Source organism: Citrobacter sp. Cpo030, from assembly GCF_030333005.1.
Taxonomy (GTDB): Bacteria; Pseudomonadota; Gammaproteobacteria; order Enterobacterales; family Enterobacteriaceae; genus Citrobacter; species Citrobacter portucalensis.
Window position 1 is genome coordinate 18834 of sequence record NZ_JAOWGT010000049.1, and the last position, 25825, is coordinate 44658.

The 25825-nt window shown below is 51.3% G+C and carries 28 protein-coding genes and 1 pseudogene; 13 read left to right on the top strand and 16 right to left on the bottom strand.

The window, feature by feature from the left end:
• Positions 1 to 256: 256 nt before the first annotated feature.
• A complete protein-coding gene (gene punC / locus OGY37_RS06915) occupies positions 257 to 1462 on the bottom strand; it encodes a purine nucleoside transporter PunC (protein WP_032943314.1) in 1206 nt (401 codons plus the stop codon).
• A gap of 112 nt (positions 1463 to 1574) precedes the next feature.
• Between punC and punR the strand changes: the two genes are divergently transcribed.
• Positions 1575 to 2507: a DNA-binding transcriptional activator PunR gene (punR, locus tag OGY37_RS06920; RefSeq protein ID WP_148362019.1), complete on the top strand. Its 933-nt coding sequence runs from the start codon at positions 1575 to 1577 to the stop codon at positions 2505 to 2507.
• Here the strand turns inward: punR and purR are convergent.
• The gene (gene purR, locus OGY37_RS06925) at positions 2504 to 3529 is read right to left on the bottom strand and encodes an HTH-type transcriptional repressor PurR (RefSeq protein ID WP_003832757.1); all 1026 of its coding nucleotides are present in this window, start codon (positions 3527 to 3529) and stop codon (positions 2504 to 2506) included. The genes punR and purR overlap by 4 nt on opposite strands.
• 297 nt (positions 3530 to 3826) lie before the next feature.
• Between purR and cydH the strand changes: the two genes are divergently transcribed.
• Together cydH and OGY37_RS06935 are read left to right on the top strand one after the other, a co-directional pair.
• On the top strand, positions 3827 to 3916 hold the full coding sequence (gene cydH / locus OGY37_RS06930) for a cytochrome bd-I accessory subunit CydH (RefSeq protein ID WP_003029209.1): 90 nt from the start codon (positions 3827 to 3829) through the stop codon (positions 3914 to 3916).
• Between the two features lie 175 nt (positions 3917 to 4091).
• A complete protein-coding gene (locus OGY37_RS06935; protein ID WP_286620418.1) occupies positions 4092 to 5261 on the top strand; it encodes an MFS transporter in 1170 nt (389 codons plus the stop codon).
• A gap of 39 nt (positions 5262 to 5300) precedes the next feature.
• Here the strand turns inward: OGY37_RS06935 and sodB are convergent, their stop codons facing one another.
• Together sodB and OGY37_RS06945 are read right to left on the bottom strand one after the other, a co-directional pair.
• Complete coding sequence (sodB, locus tag OGY37_RS06940; protein ID WP_003029205.1) at positions 5301 to 5882, bottom strand: superoxide dismutase [Fe]; 582 nt, start codon at positions 5880 to 5882, stop codon at positions 5301 to 5303.
• A 127-nt stretch (positions 5883 to 6009) separates the two neighbouring features.
• Positions 6010 to 6840 carry a C40 family peptidase gene (locus tag OGY37_RS06945; RefSeq protein WP_003832759.1) on the bottom strand — a complete coding sequence of 277 codons (831 nt, stop codon included), beginning with the start codon at positions 6838 to 6840 and terminating at the stop codon, positions 6010 to 6012.
• 334 nt (positions 6841 to 7174) lie between these two features.
• On the opposite strand from OGY37_RS06945, the gene grxD reads away from it, so the two are divergent.
• A complete protein-coding gene (grxD, locus tag OGY37_RS06950) occupies positions 7175 to 7522 on the top strand; it encodes a monothiol glutaredoxin 4 (RefSeq protein WP_003832760.1) in 348 nt (115 codons plus the stop codon).
• Positions 7523 to 7575: 53 nt separating this feature from the next.
• Here grxD and rnt read toward each other — a convergent pair whose 3' ends face one another.
• From rnt to OGY37_RS06970, 4 genes are all read right to left on the bottom strand, one after another.
• Complete coding sequence (rnt, locus tag OGY37_RS06955) at positions 7576 to 8223, bottom strand: ribonuclease T (RefSeq protein WP_003029200.1); 648 nt, start codon at positions 8221 to 8223, stop codon at positions 7576 to 7578.
• 95 nt (positions 8224 to 8318) lie between these two features.
• The gene (gloA, locus tag OGY37_RS06960) at positions 8319 to 8726 is read right to left on the bottom strand and encodes a lactoylglutathione lyase (protein WP_003832762.1); all 408 of its coding nucleotides are present in this window, start codon (positions 8724 to 8726) and stop codon (positions 8319 to 8321) included.
• A gap of 97 nt (positions 8727 to 8823) precedes the next feature.
• Positions 8824 to 9921, bottom strand: a complete 1098-nt coding sequence (locus tag OGY37_RS06965; RefSeq protein WP_063941544.1) for an alkene reductase — start codon at positions 9919 to 9921, stop codon at positions 8824 to 8826.
• 54 nt (positions 9922 to 9975) lie between these two features.
• A complete protein-coding gene (locus OGY37_RS06970) occupies positions 9976 to 10575 on the bottom strand; it encodes a TetR/AcrR family transcriptional regulator (protein ID WP_003832766.1) in 600 nt (199 codons plus the stop codon).
• A 101-nt stretch (positions 10576 to 10676) separates the two neighbouring features.
• Here OGY37_RS06970 and OGY37_RS06975 point away from each other — a divergent pair, with 101 nt between their 5' ends.
• The 3 genes from OGY37_RS06975 (at position 10677) to sodC (ending at position 12468) form a co-directional block, all read left to right on the top strand.
• Entirely contained in the window at positions 10677 to 10916 is a 240-nt protein-coding gene (locus tag OGY37_RS06975; RefSeq protein ID WP_003832768.1) for a DUF1289 domain-containing protein, read from the top strand.
• Between the two features lie 49 nt (positions 10917 to 10965).
• Entirely contained in the window at positions 10966 to 11862 is an 897-nt protein-coding gene (locus OGY37_RS06980; protein WP_079937808.1) for an aldo/keto reductase, read from the top strand.
• A gap of 81 nt (positions 11863 to 11943) precedes the next feature.
• On the top strand, positions 11944 to 12468 hold the full coding sequence (sodC, locus tag OGY37_RS06985; protein ID WP_003832772.1) for a superoxide dismutase [Cu-Zn] SodC: 525 nt from the start codon (positions 11944 to 11946) through the stop codon (positions 12466 to 12468).
• Here sodC and OGY37_RS06990 read toward each other — a convergent pair.
• From OGY37_RS06990 to OGY37_RS07000, 3 genes and pseudogenes are all read right to left on the bottom strand, one after another.
• Positions 12444 to 14484: pseudogene (locus tag OGY37_RS06990) on the bottom strand (FUSC family protein). The gene sodC and the pseudogene OGY37_RS06990 overlap by 25 nt on opposite strands.
• Positions 14481 to 15344: an efflux RND transporter periplasmic adaptor subunit gene (locus tag OGY37_RS06995; protein WP_226804188.1), complete on the bottom strand. Its 864-nt coding sequence runs from the start codon at positions 15342 to 15344 to the stop codon at positions 14481 to 14483. The pseudogene OGY37_RS06990 and the gene OGY37_RS06995 overlap by 4 nt, the downstream one beginning before the upstream one ends.
• A 2-nt stretch (positions 15345 to 15346) precedes the next feature.
• Positions 15347 to 15583, bottom strand: coding sequence for a DUF1656 domain-containing protein (locus tag OGY37_RS07000; RefSeq protein WP_003029180.1), 237 nt, complete (start codon positions 15581 to 15583; stop codon positions 15347 to 15349).
• Positions 15584 to 15775: 192 nt separating this feature from the next.
• Between OGY37_RS07000 and slyA the strand changes: the two genes are divergently transcribed.
• A complete protein-coding gene (gene slyA, locus OGY37_RS07005) occupies positions 15776 to 16216 on the top strand; it encodes a transcriptional regulator SlyA (RefSeq protein ID WP_122973940.1) in 441 nt (146 codons plus the stop codon).
• Positions 16217 to 16262: 46 nt separating this feature from the next.
• Here slyA and slyB read toward each other — a convergent pair whose 3' ends face one another.
• Positions 16263 to 16730 (bottom strand): outer membrane lipoprotein SlyB, encoded by a 468-nt coding sequence (slyB, locus tag OGY37_RS07010; RefSeq protein ID WP_003029175.1) that lies wholly within the window; start codon positions 16728 to 16730, stop codon positions 16263 to 16265.
• A 274-nt stretch (positions 16731 to 17004) separates the two neighbouring features.
• Between slyB and anmK the strand changes: the two genes are divergently transcribed.
• The 5 genes from anmK (at position 17005) to pdxY (ending at position 21585) form a co-directional block, all read left to right on the top strand.
• Entirely contained in the window at positions 17005 to 18126 is a 1122-nt protein-coding gene (gene anmK / locus OGY37_RS07015; RefSeq protein ID WP_003832781.1) for an anhydro-N-acetylmuramic acid kinase, read from the top strand.
• Between the two features lie 87 nt (positions 18127 to 18213).
• Positions 18214 to 18543 (top strand): C-type lysozyme inhibitor, encoded by a 330-nt coding sequence (gene mliC, locus OGY37_RS07020; RefSeq protein WP_003029170.1) that lies wholly within the window; start codon positions 18214 to 18216, stop codon positions 18541 to 18543.
• A 59-nt stretch (positions 18544 to 18602) separates the two neighbouring features.
• The gene (gene pdxH / locus OGY37_RS07025) at positions 18603 to 19259 is read left to right on the top strand and encodes a pyridoxamine 5'-phosphate oxidase (protein WP_003029169.1); all 657 of its coding nucleotides are present in this window, start codon (positions 18603 to 18605) and stop codon (positions 19257 to 19259) included.
• Positions 19260 to 19385: 126 nt separating this feature from the next.
• Entirely contained in the window at positions 19386 to 20660 is a 1275-nt protein-coding gene (gene tyrS / locus OGY37_RS07030; RefSeq protein ID WP_003029168.1) for a tyrosine--tRNA ligase, read from the top strand.
• Between the two features lie 64 nt (positions 20661 to 20724).
• Positions 20725 to 21585 carry a pyridoxal kinase PdxY gene (gene pdxY, locus OGY37_RS07035; RefSeq protein WP_003832785.1) on the top strand — a complete coding sequence of 287 codons (861 nt, stop codon included), beginning with the start codon at positions 20725 to 20727 and terminating at the stop codon, positions 21583 to 21585.
• 83 nt (positions 21586 to 21668) lie between these two features.
• Here pdxY and gstA read toward each other — a convergent pair whose 3' ends face one another.
• The 4 genes from gstA to OGY37_RS07055 all read right to left on the bottom strand — a co-directional run bounded on the left by gstA (position 21669) and on the right by OGY37_RS07055 (position 25824).
• The gene (gene gstA / locus OGY37_RS07040; RefSeq protein WP_003832787.1) at positions 21669 to 22274 is read right to left on the bottom strand and encodes a glutathione transferase GstA; all 606 of its coding nucleotides are present in this window, start codon (positions 22272 to 22274) and stop codon (positions 21669 to 21671) included.
• Positions 22275 to 22377: 103 nt separating this feature from the next.
• Positions 22378 to 23883, bottom strand: coding sequence for a dipeptide/tripeptide permease DtpA (dtpA, locus tag OGY37_RS07045; protein ID WP_020996425.1), 1506 nt, complete (start codon positions 23881 to 23883; stop codon positions 22378 to 22380).
• Between the two features lie 613 nt (positions 23884 to 24496).
• Positions 24497 to 25132, bottom strand: a complete 636-nt coding sequence (gene nth, locus OGY37_RS07050; RefSeq protein ID WP_126318206.1) for an endonuclease III — start codon at positions 25130 to 25132, stop codon at positions 24497 to 24499.
• Positions 25132 to 25824, bottom strand: coding sequence for an electron transport complex subunit E (locus OGY37_RS07055; RefSeq protein WP_008784678.1), 693 nt, complete (start codon positions 25822 to 25824; stop codon positions 25132 to 25134). The genes nth and OGY37_RS07055 overlap by 1 nt, the downstream gene beginning before the upstream one ends.
• Position 25825: the final 1 nt, after the last annotated feature.

The window sequence follows — 25825 nt, forward strand, 5'->3', positions numbered from 1 at the left end:
AAAACAGCGTAGACGCTTTTTTGGGCTTTGTGAGAAATCTCACGGAATTAATCCGCGAATCTATAATCCGACGTAGAACAGAGGAAGGGAGAAACCCTTGCCGAAAAGGCCATCCGTGGTAAAACGGGAACGTTCTTGTCCCCGTTAACGCATTAAAATTATCGTTTTTTTAACAACTGAAAATCAGTATATGCCTGAATTTTTGACGATTCAACCGATAATTGTTAGCGGGCTAACTAAATGCCCGCAACCATTATTAGTGCGACTCTCCGTGGGCAACTTGCGCACGATCATCTGTTTGCGGGGCGTCAGTTTTCTGCGATTGCATTTTGTAACCCACAGCAGCCAGCAATACTGTTGTCAGCATAACGCTGGTGGTGGTGAGCAGCGGGGTGGCAATCAACCAGGAAACGACAAGGCTTGCCAGGAAGCATAAACCCAGTTGCAGCGTATTCTGCAATGCGGCTGCGCGTCCCGTGGCCTGTGGGAAAGGGCGTAATGCCTGCGCGACAACGATAGGGTAGATTGCGCCGTTCGCAATCGCCATAACGCAGAATGGGATCAGGATTTCAGCCAATGCAACATGATGAATAAAGCCGGTCGCCCAGGTACCCACAACGCTGAAGGCATACAGAATGAGTAACCAGGGCAGCAGCTGACGACCCTGCCATTTTTGCAGCGCTGCACGACAGCCGTAACCACCAATTAAGAAGGCGATAGTTTGCGGAACATAGCTCAGACCAATTACCGCTGGGCTATAACCCATTTCGCTGAGGATGAACGGGGAACCCGTCAGCCATGCGAAAAAACTCGCGGAACAGGCGGCATAAATCAGCACGTTTCCACGGTAAGTTTTCGAGCGCAGCAAGGTGGCGAAAGTCAGTTTATCCTGGCTGTCATCGCGCGCTTTAGCCGTTGGCTTTAGACGCAGAGCCGGAAGCATCAGAATCAGAGTAATGGCAAACAGAGTGGCAAAAATGGCCTGCCAGGAAAAATGTACCAGGATCCAACTGCCTAATAGCGGGGCGAGTGCAGGAGATAACCCGACCAGCGGCATAATGGTGGCAAAGATGCGGTTTACTTTTTGTGAAGGATAATAATCGGTAACCAGCGCTTGCCAGATAACCGATGCCGCACAGACGCCAACGGCCTGAACAAATCGCAGTACCAGTAGACCAGTGGCGTTTTCAACCCACAGCATGCCCAGGCTGCCCAGTGCGAAGATAGATAAACCCAGCAGCAAAATAGGCTTGCGACCATAGTGGTCCGAAAGCGGCCCCCACAGCAGTTGTGCGACGGCAAAACCGGCTAAGAACAAGCTCAGGCTGGCGCTGACGGCAGATGCAGGTGTTTGCAGATCGGACTGAATAGCAGCAAAGGCGGGTAGATACATATCCGTTGCCAGAAAACCAAGCACGCTAAGACCAGCCAGCCAGACTAAAAACCCTTTCCCAGGTTGCATCATCATTTCTCTTTTTTAGCAGTAGAACAATGCCGCTGAGTGTAGTGAGTGTAATTCTCGCTGTGAAACGCTAATATTTGCTTACTGATTTCAAATTTTTTGCAGGCAGAATATGTGGTCGGAATATTCACTTGAAGTGGTTGATGCGGTTGCGCGTAACGGTAGCTTTAGTTCGGCCGCGCAGGAGCTGCACCGTGTACCTTCGGCGGTAAGCTACACCGTGCGCCAGCTGGAAGAGTGGCTGGCGGTGCCACTTTTTGAGCGACGCCATCGGGATGTTGAATTAACGCCTGCCGGGGCATGGTTTTTAAAAGAAGGCCGCTCTGTTATCAAAAAAATGCAGATCACGCGCCAGCAATGTCAGCAAATTGCTAACGGCTGGCGCGGACAGCTGGCGATCGCCGTCGATAACATTGTCCGCCCGGATCGTACCCGACAGATGATCGTGGATTTCTACCGTCACTTTGATGATGTGGAATTGTTAGTTTTTCAGGAAGTGTTTAACGGCGTGTGGGACGCACTGTCTGATGGACGCGTGGAACTGGCCATCGGTGCCACACAGGCCATTCCGGTCGGGGGGCGCTATACCTTCCGCGATATGGGAATGCTGAGCTGGAGCTGCGTGGTAGCCAGCCATCATCCACTGGCGTCAATGCCTGGACCGCTAAGTGATGACACGTTGCGCAACTGGCCGTCACTGGTGCGCGAAGATACCTCTCGAACATTGCCGAAGCGTATTACCTGGCTGCTGGACAACCAAAAGCGCGTAGTCGTGCCGGACTGGGAATCCTCAGCGACCTGTTTGTCCGCGGGATTGTGCGTGGGCATGGTACCGACGCATTTTGCCAAACCGTGGATCGATAGCGGCAAATGGGTTGCGCTGCAACTGGAGAACCCTTTTCCTGATGCCGCATGCTGCCTGACATGGCAGCAGAACGATACGTCACCGGCATTGAGTTGGCTGCTGGACTATTTAGGGGATAGTGAAACGTTGAACAAGGAATGGCTGCGGGAGCCAGATGAGACTCCCGCACAACAGACTTAACGGCGGTAATCGCGGAACGGACCGTCGGCAACGGAGCGACGCTCAACCAGGCGCGGATGCACCTCGATAGACTGTGACTCTTCACGTTTATTCACGATACGGTCTAACAGCATGTTGAAGGCCGTTTCACCCAGTGAATCCTTCGGCTGGTGAATGGTCGTCAAGGCCGGCGTGAAGAAGCGGGCGTTGCGCACGTTGTCGTAGCCGATGAGTGAGACATCCTGCGGTACGCGCAGTCCCATTTCGTCAGCGGCGCACAGCGCACCCATTGCCATAATATCGCCACCGCAGAAGACCGCGGTCGGACGATGAGACTGCGACAGAATTTGCTGCATGGCGCGATAGCCGGATTCAGGCTCAAAATCGCCCTGGACAATCCAGTTTTCAGGCACTTTAATCAGCGCTTCTTCCATCGCTTTCATAAAGCCAGCCAGACGCCCGGCCCCGGTGTTACGTTCCATTGGGCCAGGGATCACGCCAATCTCACGATGACCGCGTTCTACCAGATACCGGCCCGCCATGTAACCGCCTTCGAAGGCGTTATCAATGACCGTATCGGTAAAGTCGGCTTTTGCTTCGCCCCAGTCCATGACGACCATCGGGATATGGCGATACTCTTCGAGCATCGAAAGCAGAGACTCCGGATACTCAGAACACATCACCAGCAGACCATCAACGCGCTTTTGCGCCATCATCGACAGATAAGCCTGCTGCTTTTCGAGACTGTTCCATGCGTTACCCAGGATCAGGGTATAGCCTTTCTGGAAACAGTTTTTCTCAACGGCTTCGATAATTTCGGCGAAATAGGCCGCTTCGCTGCTGGTCGCCAGCAAGCCGATAGACTTGGTGTGATTTACCTTCAGGCTGCGGGCAACAGCACTCGGAGAATAGTGCAGTTCTTTGATTGCTGCCCAGACAGCATTACGTGTTTCTTCCGCGACAAAGCGCGTCTTGTTAATTACGTGTGATACGGTTGTAGTGGAAACGTTTGCTCGCTTCGCTACATCTTTAATTGTTGCCATTACATCTCACTCCAGACCATATCCTAAGCTCCTGAGAATACTCCAGGTAAACGTTTGCCTTTACACACCCTTATCGCAACGTAAGGGTTGCGGCACGCCGGGAAAACGGCACGGAACGTCAGGAAGGGGTCAATGGCCGGTACGCTAATCAAGTAAGCGTGGAATTTTGTCTGATCTTAACGAAAAGGGGAAGAGTTAAAAGCAGTTATCAATATAAATCGTGAGAGATTTTTGCTTTCAAGTGTGTAAAAATGCGCAATATCACTTTTTGTGTGGGAATAAAAAGGAGAAAACTTGATAAGCACCGATCTGAAATTTTCGTTAGTGACTACCATTATTGTTCTGGGATTGATCGTCGCGGGTGGTCTGACCGCAGCGCTGCATTGATTTCCCCGAGGGAGTTAGCTCTCCCTCATCCCTTCGACTCGTTTTTCCCCTCTATTGTTTGCGAATAAGCAAAAGTCTTTTGCAGTTTTGTTAACTTTATTAATTTTGCGATCAATGTCATGCTTTTGACTCTTATTTTATGTCGTGCCACGGCTCGACGATACGGAGTCGAAATATGAAAATCAATTACCCTTTACTGTCGCTGGCAATCGGGGCGTTTGGTATTGGCACCACCGAGTTTTCGCCAATGGGGTTATTGCCCGTCATTGCCAAAGGTGTGGACGTCTCGATTCCGGCGGCTGGCATGCTGATCAGCGCTTATGCAGTAGGTGTGATGGTAGGTGCACCGCTGATGACATTGCTGCTGTCTCATCGTGCGCGACGTAATGCTTTGATATTCCTGATGGCGATTTTCACGCTGGGTAATGTGCTTTCGGCTATCTCGCCGGATTACACCACGCTGATGCTATCGCGCATTTTGACCAGTCTTAACCATGGAGCCTTTTTTGGTCTCGGTTCTGTGGTTGCAGCCAGTGTGGTACCCAAACATAAGCAGGCCAGCGCTGTGGCAACGATGTTTATGGGGTTAACTATCGCCAATATTGGCGGCGTTCCGGCGGCGACCTGGCTTGGTGAAACCATCGGCTGGCGCATGTCGTTTATGGCCACTGCAGGGCTGGGCGTCATTGCGATGGTCAGCCTGTTCTTCTCATTACCCAAGGGGGGAGCAGGAGAGCGCCCGGATGTCCGTAGCGAACTGGCGGTACTTATGCGCCCGCAGGTGCTGTCGGCGTTACTGACTACCGTACTGGGTGCTGGGGCGATGTTCACGCTGTATACCTACATCTCGCCGGTTCTGCATACTATCACTCATGCTACACCGGCATTTGTTACCGGGATGCTGGTGTTGATAGGTGTTGGCTTCTCGATCGGTAACTATTTTGGCGGCAAACTGGCTGACCGTTCAATCAACGGTACGCTAAAAGGCTTTTTACTGCTGCTGATGGTTATTATGCTGGCCATTCCTTTCCTTGCGCGTAATGAGTTGGGCGCGGCGGTCAGTATGGTGGTCTGGGGCGCGGCGACGTTTGCGGTCGTTCCACCGTTGCAGATGCGTGTGATGCGCGTTGCCAGCGAAGCACCTGGATTATCATCGTCAGTCAATATTGGCGCGTTTAATCTGGGGAACGCACTGGGGGCTGCGGCCGGTGGGGCGGTAATATCTGGCGGCCTGGGCTACAGTTTTGTGCCGGTAATGGGGGCGATTGTGGCGGGTCTTGCGCTGCTGCTGGTGTTCATTTCCGCAAGAAGACAGCCTGAAGAGGCTTTCACTACCGCGAATTAATGCAAAAACGCAGAAGGAAGTCCTTCTGCGTTATCTTTTTTATGCTGCGAAGTTCTTCGCAACAAATTCCCAGTTCACCAGTGCCCAGAAATGTTCCAGGTAGCCAGGACGAGCATTGCGATAATCGATGTAGTAGGCGTGTTCCCATACGTCAACGGTCATCAGCGGCGTCGCGTCGGTGGTCAGCGGAGTACCTGCGTTGGAGGTGGAGACGATAGCCAGTTTGCCATCCGTTCCTTTAACCAGCCAGGTCCAGCCAGAACCGAAGTTTTTGATAGCGGCATCGGTGAATTGCGCTTTGAAATCTGCAAAGCTGCCAAAGGAAGCGGCGATTGCATCGGCCAGTTTTCCGGTCGGTTCACCACCTGCGTTTGGTGCCAGGCAGTTCCAGTAGAACGTGTGGTTCCATACTTGTGCTGCGTTATTGAATACACCGCCTTCAGAGCTACGAACGATCTCTTCCAGTGATTTGCCTTCAAACGCCGTGCCTTTAATCAGATTGTTCAGATTGGTCACGTAGGTTTGATGGTGTTTGCCATAGTGATATTCCAGCGTTTCGGCAGAAATGTGCGGTGCCAGAGCATCTTTGGCATACGGTAATGCAGGTAATTCAAACGACATTGCTTCTCTCCTTATTATTTATATTGAGTACACACAATAGCCTCATTGTGAGTAAGGATAGGGTAGCAAATTGAAAGGTTATGCAAAAGAAGAACTTACCCTACAGTATGTTCTGTAGGGTAAGTTTTTAGCGAATTGTTTTTGGCGTCATTACCCGACGAGCGCCCACATAGTGGCGCTGCCAGTAATCTTCGCTCAGAGAGGTGATTTGAATTTCCTGCCCGCTGCGCGGTGACTGAATAAACTTACCGTTGCCGACGTAGACGCCGACGTGATCGGCTGTGCCGCGACCCTGGGTTCGAAAGAATACCAGATCGCCATTTTTCAGTTCGCCACGTTCAATTGGTGCGGCATCACGCAGATGGTACATTTCATTCGCGGTACGCGGAATGCGGAACTTCACCAGATCTTTATAGGCGTAATAAACCAGACCGCTGCAGTCAAACCCGGTTCTTGGCGAGGAGCCGCCCCAACGATAAGGTTTACCGATTTGGTTCATCAAGGTGGACATAGCTGTTTTAGTCGCTTTCTGCACTTTCACTTTATGTGCGTCAGCAAGCGTAGTCGGTGCAGTGGTTTTCACCTTCACGCAGCGTGGTTTATGACCTTTGCGCGGTGTGCATTTTTCCGTCCAGGTAACGGCTGCGGTTTGTGCTGCGGCAGTTTTCCCACGGCGATTTGCAGTTTTAGTCGACTTTGCCGGAGTGGCAGTGCGTTTTTTAGAAGAGGAAGCGGTTTTGGTGCTGGTTTTGCTGGTGGTCTTTGTCGCCGTTTTCTTACTGGTCTTTGTTGTTTTTTGGCTAGTTGTTGCGCTTTTCTTTTTATCTACCGTTTTGATGGTGTGAGAATTGGTAGGTGTCGTCCTGGCCTGCTTGGAAGCATGAGCCATAGGCGTAAAGGGCAGTGTAGTAAAAAGCAAAGCACAGAGCGTGATCGAGATTCGGTTTATCCGCGCCACTGAGCAGTCCTCTGGTAAGGCAGGTCTATCGTGCCTGCGTGTGATTTTCAAAACTTGATGATTCTAATCTATAGAAAGAGGGAAAGTTAATAGCTTTTTTTGTTTAAAACTATGTTTCGTAACCGACCGCAAAAAAAAACAGCAATTAACGTTTGAGTTGGTGAACGGATAATCAAATCCACATGTTTGAAGGGGATAAGTGAGATTGTGAATGCAACTTTTAGCGTCAGGGGATAAAATAATAACGCGTAATGAAAATGTTATTTTCCGTTGCCTGTCTGACCCGTTACAATGTCAGACTACTGCCGTAAAAGAAGTTTAAGGAAGCAAGATAATGAGCACCACTATCGAAAAAATCCAGCGCCAGATCGCTGAAAACCCGATTCTCCTGTACATGAAAGGTTCCCCTAAACTGCCAAGCTGCGGTTTCTCCGCACAGGCTGTGCAGGCGCTGTCAGCCTGTGGTGAACGCTTTGCTTACGTTGATATTCTGCAGAACCCGGATATTCGCGCCGAACTGCCGAAATACGCAAACTGGCCGACCTTCCCGCAACTGTGGGTTGATGGTGAGCTGGTTGGCGGTTGTGACATTTTGATCGAAATGTACCAGCGCGGTGAGTTGCAGCAGCTGATTAAAGAAACAGCAGCGAAATACAAAACCGAAGAGCCGGACGCTGAGTAATACCAGCAGAAGTAAAAAAGCGACCTGAAATGGTCGCTTTTTTTATATCGCCGTTACGCTTCTTCAGGCACGGGAAGAGGCCAACCGCCGAGACGTTTCCAGCGGTTAACGATTTCGCAAAACAGCACGGCCGTACGTTCGGTGTCATACAGCGCCGAGTGCGCCTGATTCCCGTCAAACTCCATTCCCGCCGCCAGGCACGCTTTTGATAACACAGTCTGCCCCAGAGACAGGCCGCTTAATGCCGCCGTATCAAAGGTTACAAATGGGTGGAATGGATTACGTTTGAGTGAGGCGCGTTCTGCTGCAGCCATCATGAAACTGTGGTCGAACGTAGCGTTATGCGCCACCATGATCGCCCGATTGCAGCCGCTGTCTTTAATGCCTTTACGCACCATTTTGAAGATGGCATGCAGAGCATCATATTCGCTGACCGCACCGCGTAGCGGATTGTTAGGGTCAATACCGTTAAAGGCGAGCGCTTCCGGTTGCAAATTGGCACCTTCAAACGGCTCTACGTGGAAATGTAACGTCGTGTCCGGCATCAGCCAGCCTTGTTCATCCATTTTCAGTGTGATGGCGGCAATCTCAAGCAGCGCATCGGTTTTGGCATTGAACCCTGCGGTTTCGACATCAATGACGACAGGATAAAAACCACGAAAACGGTCACACAGACCGGAAAGTTGAGCGTTATCGGACATCTGGGTCTCTTAATACGGGAAAATTGCAGCGCGTATTATGGCAAAATGATGAGTATAAAACTATGGGCACAGACGATCTGCGCCCGAGGGGGAGATTAATCGCCCAGGCCGCGCCCGGCGTCTTTCTCTTCGATCAGCTCAATTTTGTAGCCGTCCGGATCTTCAACGAACGCAATCACTGTGGTGCCGCCTTTTACTGGACCTGCTTCACGCGTTACGTTACCGCCATTCTGGCGAATACGTTCACAGGCTTCAGCCGCGTTGTCTACGCTCAGGGCGATATGGCCATAGGCAGTACCCAGATCATACTTGTCGACACCCCAGTTATAGGTCAGTTCGATTACTGCTTCACTGGTTTCAGGACCGTAGCCGACAAAAGCCAGAGAGTACTTGTATTCAGGGTTTTCGCTGGTACGCAGCAGCTTCATGCCCAGCACGTTGGTATAAAACTCGATGGAACGCTGCAGGTCACCCACGCGCAGCATGGTATGGAGTAAACGCATCTTTTTCCCCTTCAAAAATGGCTAATACATTCAAAATGTTGTTTTAGTATAGCGGCGTTGTTACGCCGCTATCAATGGCAGAACGGAGATTGTGACGTTAGAGGGTAGGATAGTCGGTGTAACCTTCCGCGCCGCCGCCGTAGAAGCTCTCGGCACGTTGCGGATTCAGTTCTGCTTTGCGTTGCAGACGCGCCACCAGATCCGGGTTAGCAATATAGGCGCGACCAAAAGCAACGGCGTCGATCAGACCTTTCTCGATCAGCGCTTCTGCTTTTTCTGGGGTGTAAGCACCAGCACCAATGATAGGACCGTGGAAGCGTGCGCGAACTTTTTCGCGGAACGCATCGGAATACGGCTCGCCACCGGCCCAGTCCGGCTCAGACATGTGCAGGTAAGCGATTCCGCGCTTGCCCAATTGTTCAATCAGATACAGCGCATCGGCTTCTTCGTTCGGACCGTTGTCAACGTTCTGGAAAGTGCCAATCGGGGAGACGCGAATACCAATGCGATCGGCACCCCATTCTTTAATACCGGCGTCAACCACTTCCAGCACCAGACGCGCACGATTTTCGACGCTGCCACCGTATTGATCGGTACGCTGGTTAGACGTTGGCGACAGGAACTGGTGCAGCAGGTAGCCGTGGGCAGAGTGCAGTTCAACCATATCGAAACCTGCCACGCGCGCATTGGCTATCGCCTGACGGAAGTCATTAACGATACCCGGAATCTCTTCTGTTTCCAGCGCACGTGGCATTGAGGTATCGGCACGCGTTGCCAGGCCGTTTTCATCACGCAGCGATGTGCGGGTTCCAGCGCTAATCGCGGAAGGTGCAACTGGAGCTTGGCCGTTTGGCTGCAGACTGGCGTGAGAGATGCGTCCGGTGTGCCACAACTGGACAGCAATATGACCTTGCTCAGCGTGTACGGCAGCAGTGATTTTCTTCCATGCGGCAATTTGCGCTTCGCTGTGTAAGCCGGGTGCTCCGGCATAGCCTTTCGCCTGTGCGGAAATCTGCGTCGCTTCACTGATGATAAGACCCGCGCTGGCGCGTTGACGGTAATACTCGGCCATCAGCGGAGTAGGGATGTCGCCAGGCTCAATACTGCGCAGACGCGTCAGTGGCGCCATAAATACGCGGTTTGCTGCCGTAATGGCACCCACTTTCAGTGGGGAAAACAGTTTTTCAGATGACATGTGGCACTCCTGAATAGACCGGTCGTCTAGTAATAAAGAAAATAAAAACGCCTGTTAAACGGCAGGCGTTGTGATGATGTTTTTAACGTGCGCCAGCGCATTTTCCAGCGGAGTGGCGCTACGAGAAATCTTGGCCTGCAGGTTGGCGCCAAGCCACAGCGCATACAGTACCTGCGCCTGCTGTAAAGGCTCGCCAACAAAAGACAGACAATGGCTGGCCTGACCTTTCTCCAGCGCCTGCGCTAACAGCACAATAATGTGCCGCGCGCCTTTATCCATCGCAGTGCGCATATCTTCTGACAGATCGCACACTTCGGCAGACAGTTTTACTGTTAAACAGCCGCTAATAATGCCGTGCTGGCTAAACTGGTTCAGGGTTTCCTGATAGTAGGCCAGAATGCGGTCGCGGTAGTTTCCCGCTCCCGTATCAAAGTGCGTAGCCAGTCGCCGATGATAGGCCGCATAGTGGCGTTCCAGCATCGCGACACCGAACGCTTCTTTAGAGCGAAAGTAATGATAAAACGAACCTTTGGGTACTTCAGCGGTTTTCAGTAGTTCGCTTAAACCCATGCCGGTGAAGCCGCGCTGCATACACAGCAGTTCGCCAGTCGCCAGCAGATGTTCGCGTGTATCGTGTTCAGTGATTTTGTTCATGAAAACGAGTGTAATAGACCAGTCGGTCTAATGCAATAGTGCTTGCGAGAAATTCAGTTAACGTCTTCAATAGGTATATCAATCTTATTAAAGGAGGGGATGTGGCCGAACAGCTGGAGTTTTTCCCCGTCCAGAGCCCATGCCGTGGAATATGTCAGTCTGACGAACGCGGCTTTTGCCGTGGCTGTTTTCGCAGTCGGGATGAGCGTTTTAACTGGCAAAAGATGAGCGATACCCAAAAGCAGGAAGTGCTGCGGCTTTGTCGTCAGCGCCTGATGCGTAAATTACGAGCAAACAAAGCCAACCCTTCGGAAGAACCGCAACAACCTTCACTCTTTTAAACGCGTAATTGCGTATACTCGAGGCACATTCACTTAAAAGGAAGCTGCTATGGTTCAGCGTATTACTATTGCGCCGCAAGGCCCGGAATTTTCTCGCTTTGTGATGGGGTACTGGCGCCTGATGGACTGGAATATGTCCGCGCGCCAGCTAGTCAGCTTTATTGAAGAGCATCTGGATCTTGGCGTGACCACCGTCGATCACGCCGATATTTACGGTGGATACCAGTGTGAAGCGGCGTTTGGTGAGGCAATGAAGCTGGCTCCGCATTTGCGTGAAAAAATGCAGATTGTGACCAAATGCGGGATCGCGACGACGGCGCGCGCGGAAAATGCGCTGGGCCACTACATCACCGACAGTGCACATATTATTGCCAGTGCAGAAGAGTCGCTGAAGCTGTTGGCGACCGATCATATTGATCTGCTGCTGATCCACCGTCCCGATCCGCTTATGGATGCTGACGATGTCGCCGACGCTTTTAAAAAATTGCACCATAGTGGCAAAGTGCGTCACTTTGGCGTCTCCAACTTTACCCCTGCACAGTTTTCGCTGCTGCAATCGCGTCTGCCGTTTACTCTGGCGACCAACCAGGTAGAAATTTCACCAGTACATCAGCCGCTCCTCTTGGATGGTACTTTAGATCAACTGCAACAGTTACGTATTCACCCGATGGCCTGGTCCTGTCTCGGCGGTGGTCGCCTGTTTAATGATGATGCTTTCCAGCCTTTACGTAATGAGCTTGCCGTGATCGCAGAAGAGTTGAATGCGCAGTCTATTGAACAGGTGGTATACGCCTGGATTTTACGTCTGCCGTCTCAGCCGCTGCCGATTATTGGCTCAGGAAAAATAGAGCGTGTACGTGCTGCCATTGAGTCTGAGTCGCTGAACATGTCTCGCCAGCAATGGTTCCGCATTCGTAAAGCGGCGCTGGGTTACGACGTACCCTAATCGCGTTTTTGGCGCATCTCCGTTCAAATTTGTGTCACTGGTTTACACTTAACAATCAGACACCTTTTGGACGGAGGTCTTATGAAGCGTTTGAGTTTGGCCATTATCACTCTACTCGCCTGTGCAGGTGCGCAGGCTGCCAGTGAAGAAAAAGTGACAATGAATCTGGTCACATCGCAAGGCGTCGGCCAGGCGATTGGTACGGTCACTATTGCTGAAACCGCAAAGGGGCTGGAGTTTACGCCCGATCTGAAGGCGTTGCCGCCAGGTGAACATGGCTTCCATGTGCATATGAACGGCAGCTGCCAACCGGCAATTAAAGATGGGAAAGCCTCAGCCGCAGAATCGGCTGGCGGCCATTATGATCCGCACCAAACCGGCAAACATGAAGGCCCGGAAGGCGCAGGTCATATGGGCGACCTGCCGCTATTGGTGGTGAATAACGACGGTAACGCTACAACGCCGGTCGTTGCGCCGCGGCTTAAAACGCTCGATGAGGTTAAAGGTAAAGCGCTGATGATCCATGTGGGCGGCGATAATATGTCCGATCAACCGAAACCGCTTGGCGGTGGCGGAGCACGCTATGCCTGTGGTGTTATCAAATAATCAACGACTGAGAGTGCCCGGCGGCGGCGCCTGTTCGAGTTGTGAAAGCGAGCAGTGTAGCCGCCAGACCAGTGCCGACAGTTCCTGCGCAGCGGGTTGATGATGGTGGGCAAGCGTATCGCAGATGCGCTGTAGCTCATTCAGTGTGGCATTCAGTGGTCGTTGCTGGACGCCACGCTCGCTCATTACATCGCGCAACAGCGAGATACACACGTCCCTGACGCGAGCCAGCGGATCGGAACGCGCCTCCCAGGTACGCAGTTGCCACACCACGTGCGAGCAGTTCAGTAAAACGACCCCCCAACGTAATAACCAGCGTCGCGCCAGCGCATCCTGACTGTTGCTGAGCTGGCTGACGTGATGATAGGTAAGCGATTCAAATTCGTTTTCACTGAGTGATGGATGTCGGCTGAGCTGATCGACAAAATCCCGGCGCAGGGCGCGAATATGGCGGCGACTTTTCCGTGCATCCGATCCGGGGCGCAGAATGGCGAAGGCCAGCCATGATAGCGCCACGCCGGTGATTTTCGCCATATTGTCATTCAGGAAATCAGCAAAATCATATACCGGCGGATTGGTCACCGCGATAAACGAACCCATAAATACAATCAACTGCCCCCAAAGACCTGCCAGGGCAGGCATTTGTAGCTTCAACAGTTGCATGGTGGCGAGTAGCGGGAAAAGAAAGAGAATAAACTGCCAGAGGTCGGAAATTTGCACCATCAGGCCAAACTTAACCACAAAGCTAAATAGAGACAGTAGAACCAGCGTACGCATCAGCAAAGAAAGCGACTTGAACGGTGTGGCAACGGCGGAATACAGCACACTGCTGATCGCAGCGAGCGTGAGTGCGCCAGAGCCTGATTCCCATTGTGCGCCAATGCTCCATGCGCCGATAAGCATCAAAGTGCAGAACGTACGCAACCCGCTCCAGATAGCTTCCGCATTATCGGTATGACGGGCAAGCCCCGGCGTGCGGGCGATATTAATACGCTCGGCGGTAACACCATTTTCCAGTAAATGCAGATAATGGCTGCTGCGCAGGTAGAGCCGACAAAAATAACGCAGTCGTTGCCAGAAGGCGACGTGTCGATAGTCGCGGGCATCGACGGGCCGCAGTGGGGCAATAATACGTGCGACAGTGTAGCTATTCGCATTGGATTTGATTAGTTCGCTGAGCAACTGTTCGATGATTTCCCGGGTATTGGACGGGGGATTAGGCCAGTTCAGCAGCATCCTGCGCAGACTGGAAATCACGCTGGTCATGCGTAACTGCTGGTGCAACAGTGAATTGAGCAAAGCATTCTGGCGACGAAAACGATAATGACTCCAGAAAGCCTGAATACGCAGCAGGTTCATGGTCAGAATCTGCCCGATAACACCTTCATGGGCTGTGCGAATGGCATCCGTGGTTTCTGGTTGCCAGAGTAGGCTGGCATGTTCCAGTAAACGTGAATGCATGTTTTTCAATGCAGTCAGTAACGTGGTGCCATCGGAGGTGCTGGGCAGGATCATCATCATCACGCCGCCACACAGGATACCGACGATGACTTCACACACGCGTGCCTGCGCGATATCCCATAACTGCGTAATTTCCACGGTATTGACCATGGGAAACGCAATGATCGCCGCCGTATAACCCGCCAGTTGAAAGGCGTAGGCAACGTTATTGGTGAAGTGCGCACATGCCCAGGTACAAAAACCGATCCACACTGACATGCTCAGCAAAAACAGCCACGGCTCATTGAGAGTATGACCGGCAATCATCAATGCGGCGGTGGCTCCCAGTAGGCTACCCGCCACGCGACCCAGACTTTTGCTGATAACCCCGCCAACGGTGGGAAAACTAACCACCGCCGCCGAGGTCATCGCCCAGTAGGGCTCATCCAGATTCAGATAATAAGCAAAAGTTAACGCGAGGCACATCGCAATGGTGTTACGCAGCGCATAACGCCACTGTGCCGCCGTGGCTTTAAACCACGGCAAATTGCCTGGTGTCAGGCGGGGCAGTTTCATTTACGCTGGCCGATGGATACGCTGCAGGTTGTACCTGACACCAGCGTGACCTCCCGCGGCAGGGCGTCGAATTCGATGCGTACCGGGACACGCTGCGCCAGACGCACCCACGGCACGTTGGGTTTGATGTCGGGAATCAGGCCGGAATCACTTTCCACACTTTGATCGTAGATGGCACGGCCAATACTGGAAACGTGACCCTGTAACTTTATATCACCGCTGTAGAGCGTGATAAGGGCGGGCGCACCCTCGCGAATGTGGCGTAACTTAGTTTCTTCAAAATACCCCATCACATAAAAAGAGTGACTGTCGACAAGGGCAAACAGGGGCTTACCGGTTGAAGCGTAGTCTCCGGTACGGGTTGAAAGATTAGTAACCCAGCCCGCTACGGGGGCTTTGACCACTGTTTGCGTCAGTTGCCACTGGGCCTGGCGCAGACTGGCCTCTGCTGCTTCAACGCTCGCCTGCATAGCTTTCACGTTGAGATTTGCGGTATCGAGATCTTCGGCTGAGATGTAATTTTGCGATAAATGACGGCGGCGGTTGGCTTCGTTATTGGCTTTCGCCAGGTCAGACTGCGCTTTTGCCAGTTGCGCTTGCGCATTCAGTTCAGCAATGTGAAATGGCGTCTTGTCGATAATAAAAAGGATATCGCCTTTATTCACAAACTGGTTATCTTTTATATTGAGTTCGCTAATGCTGCCTGACACCTGCGGCGTGATGCTGACCTGCTCAGCACGCACTTTACCATCACGTGTCCAGGGCGATTGCATATAGTAATTCCACATCCACCATCCGGCGAAAACTGCGATTGCAGCGACTATAATAGTGGAGAAGTATTTAACGGTTTTAAGCGACATAATCACCACGCTATCAGCATAACAAAGGCCAGACACACACAAAGCGTAAAGAGTGACAGATCCATTAGCAGGGGATGCCAGATTTCGCCGGAGTAAATCCAGTCGCGCAGCAGGCGATGAACAACCAGCCAGAGAATAAATCCTGCTACAATCGCCTTGAAAACAGGAGGGAAGTAGACAGATGCGCCGATCATTAAATCTTGTAGGGGCAATCCTGTTGCATTAAACATAAACTTCACGGGCAAAATCCTTGGCGGAAGAGAGCATTGCTATAGGTTTAGCAAAAAAGAGACAATGAGTCTCCGTAACGCATAATGTCTGAAAAAATGTCAGCCGGTAAGCAAATTTGGCAATACATTTGTTTTGGGAATACAAATGCTGCACACTATTCTAAAATCAGCACAATAACTTAGCAAGCTAATTATAAGGAGATGAAATTGGAATCGCCATTAGGTTCTGATCTGGCACGGTTGGTGCGCATTTGGCGTGCTCTGATTGACCATCGCCTGAAACCTCTGGAGTTGACGCAGACGCATTGGGTTACGCTGCACAACATTCATCAGTTGCCGCCGGATCAATCGCAGATTCAGCTGGCTAAAGCGATTGGCATCGAGCAGCCTTCGCTGGTACGTACGCTTGACCAGTTGGAAGAAAAGGGACTCATTTCACGACAGACTTGCGCCAGCGATCGTCGAGCTAAGAGAATTAAACTGACAGAGAAGGCTGAGCCGCTGATCGCTGATATGGAAGCGGTGATCAACAAAACACGTGGAGAAATTCTGGAAGGGATTTCAGCTGAGGAAATTGATCTGCTGATTAAGCTGGTTGCCAAACTCGAACACAATATTATTGAACTGCAGTCACAGGATTGAAACGATAAGTTACGTGTGGCCAGAGCCTGACCACACGTGAATTCGATTAGCGTGGAGACACGGTAACCTGGCTGCCGTTGTTAGCCATAACAACGCGCTGGCCGGCTGAAAACTTGGTCGCACCCTGTTTCTGAACCACCATGATGGTATTACCATCATCCTTACGGATTTCCAGTTCCACACCCTGGGTTTTATTCATCGCACCTTGTACGCCTTGACCCGCTACGCCACCGGCAACTGCACCTGCAGCCGTCGCTAATGAACGACCCGTACCGCCGCCGACGGTGTTACCAAGGAACCCGCCGAGTACCGCACCACCAATAGCACCAATCACGTTTGCGTCATCGCCACCCTGGATTTGCACCGGACGAACATGAACAATCGTACCGTAGGTAACGTTCTGAACTTGTTTCGCTTCGGATGCGGTATATACGTCGCCTGAAAGGCTATCATTGTTAACGCAACCCGCTAAAGATACGCCCATTAATGAAACAATCAGCACACGTTTAATCATTTACAAATCTCCTTTGTCACCACGAAACGCTAATAAAACACCCTTCATGGTTAAATTATATGGCATTTGTGAGCCTAAGGTCACATGTTCTACTGGAACAATATGAAAATCTTAACCGAAATTGGATCAACCGAGTATAAACGAATCATTCATGTAATTGATGTAATTAAACGATCATTGTAATGATTAGCCACCAAAAATCATTAAGGAAGCATGGCATTAGTCGACACTTTATGGTTGAGTGTCAAGGCTAATTTGCTTAAAAGGATGACCTATGAAATCGGGCCGTTTTATCGGTGTAATGTCTGGAACCAGCCTTGATGGCGTCGATGTTGTGCTGGCGACAATAGATGAAACGATGGTTGCGCAGCAGGCGAGTCTGACCTGGCCCATCCCCATTCATGTTAAACAAGCGATTCTGGATATCTGCCAGGGGCAGCAGCTTACTCTTTCTCAGTTTGGTCAGTTAGATGCACAGCTCGGTTATCTATTTGCTGAGGCGGTGAATGCGCTGTTGGTGCAAGAAAAATTGAAACCGCAGGATATCGTTGCGATTGGTTGTCACGGGCAAACCGTGTGGCATGAACCGAACGGTGCTGCGCCGCACACGCTGCAAATTGGTGATAACAACCAGATTGTCGCGCGTACCGGGATAACCGTAGTCGGCGATTTTCGTCGACGTGATATCGCCCTTGGCGGGCAGGGTGCACCGCTCGTTCCCGCGTTTCATCAGGCACTGCTGGCACATCCAACGGAACGGCGAATGGTGTTAAACATCGGCGGTATTGCCAATCTGTCTCTGCTTATTCCGCAACAACCCGTTCGTGGATACGACACCGGGCCGGGCAATATGCTGATGGATGCCTGGATCTGGAGGCAATGTGGCCAGCCCTACGACAAAGATGCGCAGTGGGCCATTTCAGGAACGGTGATCTTACCGTTGCTGCAGAATATGCTTAACGACCCTTATTTTTCCGCGCCTGCGCCGAAAAGCACCGGCCGTGAGTATTTTAATTACGGCTGGATAGAGCGTCATCTGGCGCAGTTTCCGGGAATTAGCCCACGAGATGTACAGGCGACGCTTGCCGAACTGACGGCAGTAACCATTTCAGAGCAGGTCTTGTTAAGCGGCGGCTGTGATCGACTCATGGTATGTGGTGGTGGCAGTCGTAATCCACTGCTGATGATGCGTCTGGCGGCATTATTACCGGGTACAGAGGTCACCTCAACCGATGAAGCCGGGATCAGCGGTGATGATATGGAAGCGTTAGCCTTTGCATGGTTGGCGTGGCGAACACTGGCCGGATTGCCGGGAAATTTACCGTCTGTGACTGGGGCGTCAGAGCCGAGTGTTTTAGGGGCAATTTATCCTGCCAATCCGCGAACTCAGAGTTAACTGAAATTATTCAGCGCGGTATGCCGGTAAACTAAGGATATTAGGGAGGGTGCCATTACCCTCCAGGACCAGGAAAGTCTTCAGGATATGGCTATGAAAAAACTGTTGTTAGTGTGTCTGCCCGTACTGCTTAGCGGTTGTAGTGTGTACAACCAATTTGTCGAGCGTATGCAAACGGATACGCTTGAATACCGCTGCGACGAAAAACCGCTGACCGTGAAGCTGAACAATACCCGCCAGACGGCAAGCTTTGTTTATGATAATCAACTATTGAACCTCAAACAGGGCGTGTCGGCATCAGGTGCACGTTATACCGATGGTATCTACGTATTTTGGTCTAAAGGCGACGAGGCAACGGTCTATAAACGAGACAGAATTGTGCTAAATAACTGTCAGTTACAGAACCCGAAGCGTTGAGATTTTCACCTGGGCGGCGCACAATATCGTTACCCACTGACAATCCGTAGCCCAACATCATGTCTGATAACGACGAATTGCAGCAAATCGCGCATCTGCGCCGTGAATACACGAAAGGCGGTCTTCGCCGCCGCGATCTTCCCGCCGAACCCCTTGCGCTGTTTGAGCGCTGGCTGGGGCAAGCCTGTGATGCCAAACTGGCCGATCCCACCGCAATGGTCGTTGCGACTGTCGATGAAAATGGCCAGCCTTATCAGCGCATCGTGTTACTCAAACATTATGATGACAAAGGGTTGGTGTTCTATACCAACCTTGGCAGCCGTAAGGCGCATCAGATCGAGAAAAATCCACGCATCAGCCTTTTATTTCCCTGGCATACGCTGGAACGGCAGGTGATGGTGATCGGCAAGGCAGAGCGTCTTTCCACACTCGAAGTGGTGAAATACTTCCACAGTCGCCCACGCGACAGTCAGATTGGCGCCTGGGTCTCAAAACAATCCAGTCGGATCTCCGCGCGCGGTATTCTCGAAAGCAAATTCCTCGAACTGAAGCAGAAGTTTCAGCAAGGGGAAGTTCCTCTGCCCAGTTTCTGGGGCGGCTTTCGCGTGAGTATTGAACAAATGGAGTTCTGGCAGGGCGGTGAAAACCGTCTGCACGATCGTTTTTTATACCAACGCGAAGATAACGCGTGGAAAATTGATCGCCTGGCCCCCTAAAGATGCAAATTTCTTGTTTTAAGCGCTGGTGCTGATCAATCCGGCGCTTTATTCTATGTTTCTTTCGCATCAGGCGAAAAGTCGTGTACCGGCAAAGGTGCAGTCGTTTTATACATGGAGATTTTGATGGCAAGCAGTAACTTGATTAAACAATTGCAAGAGCGGGGGCTGGTGGCCCAGGTGACGGACGAGGAAGCGTTAGCAGAGCGACTGGCGCAAGGCCCGATCGCGCTCTATTGCGGCTTCGATCCTACCGCTGACAGCTTGCATTTGGGGCATCTGGTTCCATTGTTATGCCTGAAACGCTTCCAGCAGGCAGGCCATAAGCCTGTTGCACTGGTAGGTGGCGCAACCGGTCTGATTGGTGACCCGAGCTTTAAAGCCGCCGAGCGTAAACTGAATACCGAAGACACCGTGCAGGAGTGGGTGGATAAAATCCGCAAACAGGTTGCACCGTTCCTCGATTTCGACTGTGGCGACAACTCGGCGATTGCTGCGAACAACTACGACTGGTTTGGCGGTATGAACGTACTGACTTTCCTGCGCGATATCGGCAAACACTTCTCCGTTAACCAGATGATCAACAAAGAAGCGGTTAAGCAGCGTCTGAACCGTGACGATCAGGGGATCTCCTTTACCGAGTTTTCTTACAACCTGCTGCAGGGTTATGACTTTGCCTGCCTGAACAAACTGCACGGCGTGGCACTGCAGATTGGTGGTTCTGATCAGTGGGGTAACATTACTTCGGGTATCGATTTAACCCGTCGTTTGCACCAGAATCAGGTGTTTGGTCTGACCGTTCCGCTGATTACTAAAGCTGACGGCACCAAATTCGGTAAGACGGAAGGCGGCGCAGTGTGGCTGGATCCGAAGAAAACCAGTCCATATAAATTCTACCAGTTCTGGATCAACACCGCCGATGCGGACGTTTATCGCTTCCTGAAATTCTTCACTTTCATGGACATTGAAGAGATCAATGCGCTGGAAGAAGAAGATAAAAACAGCGGTAAAGCGCCGCGTGCCCAGTATGTCCTGGCCGAACAGGTTACGCGTCTGGTTCACGGTGAAGAAGGTCTGGTCGCGGCAAAACGCATTACCGAAAGCTTGTTCAACGGCAATCTCAGCGATTTGAGTGAAGCAGATTTCGAACAGCTGGCGCAGGATGGCGTGCCGATGATCGAGATGGACAAAGGTGCCGATTTGATGCAGGCGCTGGTGGACTCTGAGCTGCAGCCTTCTCGCGGTCAGGCACGTAAGACCATTGCGTCAAACGCGGTAACCATCAACGGTGAGAAGCAGTCCGATCCGGAATATTTCTTCCAGGAGAGTGATATCCTGTTCGGGCGCTATACCTTACTGCGCCGTGGCAAGAAGAACTATTGTCTGATTTGCTGGAAGTAAGATTGAGTTAGCAGGGGCGTGGGAAACTACGCCCCTTTATTTTTTCAGGGTTGTGGTAAGTAAAATGAAGAATATCCTCGCCATCCAGTCCCACGTTGTTTTTGGTCATGCGGGCAATAGTGCAGCAGAATTTCCGATGCGTCGTCTTGGCGCAAATGTCTGGCCGCTGAATACCGTTCAGTTTTCAAACCACACGCAGTATGGCAAATGGACCGGTTGCGTTATGCCGCCGAGCCACCTGACTGAAATTGTTCAGGGCATTGCTGATATTGATAAACTCCAGACCTGTGACGCAGTACTGAGCGGCTATCTTGGCTCAGCAGAACAGGGCGAGCATATTCTGGGTATTGTTCGCAAAGTAAAAGCGGCAAACCCGCAGGCAAAATACTTTTGCGACCCTGTGATGGGACACCCTGAAAAGGGGTGTATCGTCGCACCCGGAGTGGCGGAATTTCATGTACGCCATGCGCTTCCTGCCAGTGACATTATTGCCCCAAATCTGGTTGAGCTCGAAATTCTGTGCGAGCATGCGGTGAATAATGTCGGTGAGGCCGTTGCAGCAGCGCGTGAACTGATCGCTCAGGGACCTGAAATTGTACTGGTGAAGCATCTGGCACGCGCAGGTATCAGCACCGACCGTTTCGAGATGCTGCTGGTCACCGCTGAACAAGCGTGGCATATCAGTCGCCCGTTAGTCGATTTTGGCGCACGTCAACCGGTTGGTGTGGGTGATGTGACGAGTGGCTTGTTACTGGTGAAACTGCTGCAGGGCGCGTCTTTACAGCAGGCGCTTGAGCATGTGACTGCGGCGGTGTACGAAGTGATGATCACTACCAAAGAGATGCACGAGTATGAGCTACAGGTCGTGGCCGCGCAGGACCGTATCGCCAAGCCTGAACACTACTTTAGCGCAACTCAGCTGTAATCGATGCCCGATGGCGCTCACGCTTATCGGGCATATTTTTAGCTGTAGGCCGGGTATGTGCAAGTGCCACCCGGCAACAACAATTAATTTAAGCCTTCTGCTTTCAGCGCAGCAGCAACCGCCGGGCGTTCAGCCATTCGCGCCATATAGGCGTCAATATTACTTAATCCTGCCATATTCAGCTTAACCGCATAGGCCCAACGCAGTACGGTAAACAGATATGCATCGGCGATGCTGAAGCGCGGGCCGCAGATCCATTGGTTATCTTTCAGCGAGTCGTTCACATACTGCATTTTTTTCTCCAGTAGCGCGCGAACGGTTGGCTTGAAGTCTTCCGGCGTATCGGGACGGAACAGTGGCGTAAAGCCTTTATGCAGTTCTGTCGCAATGTAGTTAAGCCATTCGATAGTTTTGTAACGGGAGAGGCTGCTGGTAGGGGCAAGGAGCTGGCGGTCTGGCACGCTGTCCGCCAGGTATTGCATGATGGCGACACCTTCGGTAAGTAGCGTACCGTCATCCAGCAACAGTGCGGGAACTTGCCCTTTTGGGTTTACCGCGAAAAAATCATCGCCATTTTCCAGACGTTTCTTCATCAGATCAACACCATCCAGCGTGAAATCTTTACCGCTCTCACGAAGTGTGATGTGGGAAGCGAGAGAACATGCGCCCGGTTTGTAGAACAGTTTCATCGGTAACTCCTTTTGGCTGAGGTATATCGTATGGTAGTGCTACCTCAGGCAAAAAAAAAGCCGCTAACAACAGTTAGCGGCCGAAAATGAGTTTCCCTGAGAATTACGCTGTCGCGGCCTTAGAGGCTTTCTCATTGACGTCATCGTCCTGAGTCATACGGTTCAGTTTCGGAGCCGTCAGCAGCATCAGAACAGCGATAACAGCCGTTGCGACACCAATCTGCAGGAACACACGACCGTAGACTTCAAGGGACATCAGCGGGTCAGTCACGTTCTCTGGTACAGCCATCATGTTAGCGACGTAGCCACCGATGATGTTTGCACCGGCAGTGGTCAGGAACCAGCTACCCATGATGAAGCCCATCAGGCGTTGCGGAACCAACTGTGCCACCATTGCCAGACCCAGACCGGAGATCATCAGCTCACCGATACTTTGCAGACCGTAGCAGATAATCAGCCAGTTAACGGAAACGATGCCTGCATCGGTAGCGAATTTCGCGCCCAGCGGCAGGATCAGGAATGCACCGGAACACAGCACCATACCAATCGCAAACTTGGTCGGCATCGGCAGGGTATCGCCCATCTTGTTATAGATAGCAGCGAGGATTGGGCTACCAATGATGATCCAGAACGGGTTCAGTGCCTGGTACTGTTCAGGTTCGAAAGCAATGCCAAGAATAGAGTGCTCAACGTTACGAATCGCAAAGAAGTTCAGTGAGGTCGGCATCTGGCTGTACAGCACGAAGAAGATAATCGCTTCCAGCATCAGGATGAAGGCGACGATCATTTTACGACGCGCAGCACCGTGCATGGTGAAGGCTTCTTTACCGAAGATGAACACGATACCCAGCGCAATGACGCCCAGAACCATACGTGCGATCTGCTGGTTGTGCAGCAACCAGGTTGCAATCGCGATCAGTACCACAACGCCAGCAATGGTCAGCAGCAGGTTACGGAAGTTGATCGGTTCAAAGTCAGGTTTAGAACCGTACTGTTTAACCCAGCGCTGACAGAATGCGAAGTTAACAACGGTAATCAGCATACCCACGACGCTCAGAGCGAACGCGGTGCTCCAGCCGTAACGCGCAGCCAACCATGGCGTTGCCAGCATAGAGAAGAATGAACCGATGTTGACGGACATGTAGTACATGGTAAATGCACCATCAAGACGCGGGTCATCTTTGGCATAGCAGGTAGAGAGCAGGGAGGATGGGTTTGCTTTAAACAGGCCGTTACCGACCGCGATGGCCGCCATGCCCATATAAACGATACCCGCATCGTGACCGGACCATGCTACCAACGCATAACCGATGGCCAGCACAACGGCGCCCAGCATAATGACACGTTTTGTTCCCAGAACTTTATCACCTAACCAGCCGCCAATGGCAACCAGACCGTACACCAGGGCGCTAAAGGACGAGAAAAGGGTGATGGAATCCGCTTCTGACATACCCAGCTGTTTAACCAGGTAGACGGCCATAATCCCTTGCAGGCCGTAATAACCAAAACGTTCCCACAGCTCAATAGAGAAAATGAGATAGAACGCTTTTGGTTGTTTGAAGGCGTTTAAACTTACGCTTTCTGTTGGTTTATTGTTTGCAGTAGACACTTTTACCTCTTTTTTTACATCCCATATCAACGGGGGTGTTCAGGTACGTGATGAGTCAAGTTCATCCGTCCGATTGTTATAGTGGGAGGGGAAACGGCAAGTAATGTTCACTATCTTGACCATTCAGACAAGTGGTTTGTAATAATCTGTTACATATATCATGACTGGTGAAATCGTCGGGACCGTGAAATGTTATCTAGCGTTAAATTTCTTCATTTCTAAAATGGCAGATTTTTACACTGTTTAATCACCGCCAGAACCGCAATGTGGCGATATGTTCTGCTATTTAAGGTTGAATCCAGTGATATAGGCCATTATCTGAAAAATAGGCAGTGTAATGTTTTGTTTAGAAACTGTGCAGTTAGGTCATCTAATTGTCACCTTAACTAAAAAATAAAAATTTATTAACATTGTGTTAGCTGGATGATCTGGATCACGTATAGATAGAAATTTCTTTTGCTAAAAAAACGATTAACCTGCTCAGGTGTTAATTAACAAGAATATTGCATTAGATATGAGCAATTGAATGGCATCATTGTCGGGAAAATAAACGCTAGGGAGTGCATAACTAATCGTTATGTATGTAAGGGGCTAGGAGGATGCCCCGGCAGCATTAGATATCGACTTTCTCTTTGAATTCGCAGAGATCTTCAATAATACAGGAACCACAGCGCGGCTTTCTGGCGATGCAGGTGTAGCGGCCGTGAAGAATTAACCAGTGATGGCAATCGACTTTAAATTCACTGGGTACGACTTTCAGCAGCTTCTCTTCAACCTGCTCGACGTTTTTACCCGGGGCGAATTGCGTGCGATTACAGACGCGAAAAATGTGGGTATCTACAGCGATAGTGGGCCAGCCAAAGGCGGTATTTAACACCACATTAGCTGTCTTTCGCCCAACTCCGGGGAGAGCTTCTAACGCCGCACGGTCTTCAGGCACTTCACCATTATGTTGTTCCAGCAGAATGCGGCAGGTTTTAATTACGTTTTCCGCTTTGCTGTTAAACAAACCGATTGTCTTGATGTAGGACTTAACACCTTCAACGCCGAGCCCCAGCATCGCAGCAGGCGTATTGGCGACGGGGTATAGCTTAGCCGTCGCTTTATTGACGCTGACATCGGTCGCTTGTGCGGAGAGTAAGACCGAAATCAACAGTTCAAACGGCGATGTAAAATTAAGCTCGGTTGTCGGATGCGGGTTGTTATCCCGCAGGCGCGTCAGTATTTCCAGACGTTTTGCTTTGTTCATTACGCATTCCCTGTTTCACCCGCGGGACTGTCCACGACAGCTGCCTCGGCACGACGTTTCTTCATTTTCTCATCAATCAGATACTTCACCGCCAGCATCAGACCCAGGCCAATAAACGCGCCCGGTGGCAGCATGGCCAGCAGAAACGGCGTATCAGTATGGAAGATCTCAACGCGCAAGACTTTGGCCCAGCTACCCAACAAACCGTCTGCGCCATCAAACAGTGTACCGTTACCAATTATTTCACGCAGCGAACCCAGAACAAACATGGCACCGGTTGCGCCCATGCCGATGGAGAAACCATCGAGTGCGGATAACGCAGGGCCCTTTTTGGCGGCGAAGGCTTCAGCACGGCCAACAACAATGCAGTTGGTTACAATCAGCGGGATGAAGATGCCCAGAGACTGATACAGGCCGAAGGCGTAGGCATTGATCAACATCTGTACCGCACTCACCACGGAGGCGATAATCATGACATAAATCGGGATACGGATTTCAGGCGGTGTCCAGCGACGAAGGGCTGAAATCGTCAGGTTGGTCAGCGTCAGGACGAGCGTAGTCGCGAGTCCCAGACCCAGCGCGTTAGTGGCGGTAGAAGTGACGGCCAACAGCGGACACATCCCGAGTAGCTGCACAAGCGCGGAGTTATTTTTCCATAACCCCTGGACAATAACGTCTTTAATTTCGCTCATG

Bases quoted from the DNA above. Each gene is read 5' to 3' on its own strand.
- punC (WP_032943314.1), bottom strand. From the start codon at position 1,462: ATGCAACCTGGGAAAGGGTTTTTAGTCTGGCTGGCTGGTCTTAGCGTG.
- punR (WP_148362019.1), top strand. From the start codon at position 1,575: ATGTGGTCGGAATATTCACTTGAAGTGGTTGATGCGGTTGCGCGTAAC.
- purR (WP_003832757.1), bottom strand. From the start codon at position 3,529: ATGGCAACAATTAAAGATGTAGCGAAGCGAGCAAACGTTTCCACTACA.
- OGY37_RS06935 (WP_286620418.1), top strand. From the start codon at position 4,092: ATGAAAATCAATTACCCTTTACTGTCGCTGGCAATCGGGGCGTTTGGT.
- sodB (WP_003029205.1), bottom strand. From the start codon at position 5,882: ATGTCGTTTGAATTACCTGCATTACCGTATGCCAAAGATGCTCTGGCA.
- grxD (WP_003832760.1), top strand. From the start codon at position 7,175: ATGAGCACCACTATCGAAAAAATCCAGCGCCAGATCGCTGAAAACCCG.
- rnt (WP_003029200.1), bottom strand. From the start codon at position 8,223: ATGTCCGATAACGCTCAACTTTCCGGTCTGTGTGACCGTTTTCGTGGT.
- gloA (WP_003832762.1), bottom strand. From the start codon at position 8,726: ATGCGTTTACTCCATACCATGCTGCGCGTGGGTGACCTGCAGCGTTCC.
- OGY37_RS06965 (WP_063941544.1), bottom strand. From the start codon at position 9,921: ATGTCATCTGAAAAACTGTTTTCCCCACTGAAAGTGGGTGCCATTACG.
- OGY37_RS06970 (WP_003832766.1), bottom strand. From the start codon at position 10,575: ATGAACAAAATCACTGAACACGATACACGCGAACATCTGCTGGCGACT.
- OGY37_RS06980 (WP_079937808.1), top strand. From the start codon at position 10,966: ATGGTTCAGCGTATTACTATTGCGCCGCAAGGCCCGGAATTTTCTCGC.
- sodC (WP_003832772.1), top strand. From the start codon at position 11,944: ATGAAGCGTTTGAGTTTGGCCATTATCACTCTACTCGCCTGTGCAGGT.
- OGY37_RS06995 (WP_226804188.1), bottom strand. From the start codon at position 15,344: ATGTCGCTTAAAACCGTTAAATACTTCTCCACTATTATAGTCGCTGCA.
- slyA (WP_122973940.1), top strand. From the start codon at position 15,776: ATGAAATTGGAATCGCCATTAGGTTCTGATCTGGCACGGTTGGTGCGC.
- slyB (WP_003029175.1), bottom strand. From the start codon at position 16,730: ATGATTAAACGTGTGCTGATTGTTTCATTAATGGGCGTATCTTTAGCG.
- anmK (WP_003832781.1), top strand. From the start codon at position 17,005: ATGAAATCGGGCCGTTTTATCGGTGTAATGTCTGGAACCAGCCTTGAT.
- mliC (WP_003029170.1), top strand. From the start codon at position 18,214: ATGGCTATGAAAAAACTGTTGTTAGTGTGTCTGCCCGTACTGCTTAGC.
- pdxH (WP_003029169.1), top strand. From the start codon at position 18,603: ATGTCTGATAACGACGAATTGCAGCAAATCGCGCATCTGCGCCGTGAA.
- tyrS (WP_003029168.1), top strand. From the start codon at position 19,386: ATGGCAAGCAGTAACTTGATTAAACAATTGCAAGAGCGGGGGCTGGTG.
- pdxY (WP_003832785.1), top strand. From the start codon at position 20,725: ATGAAGAATATCCTCGCCATCCAGTCCCACGTTGTTTTTGGTCATGCG.
- gstA (WP_003832787.1), bottom strand. From the start codon at position 22,274: ATGAAACTGTTCTACAAACCGGGCGCATGTTCTCTCGCTTCCCACATC.
- nth (WP_126318206.1), bottom strand. From the start codon at position 25,132: ATGAACAAAGCAAAACGTCTGGAAATACTGACGCGCCTGCGGGATAAC.
- OGY37_RS07055 (WP_008784678.1), bottom strand. From the start codon at position 25,824: ATGAGCGAAATTAAAGACGTTATTGTCCAGGGGTTATGGAAAAATAAC.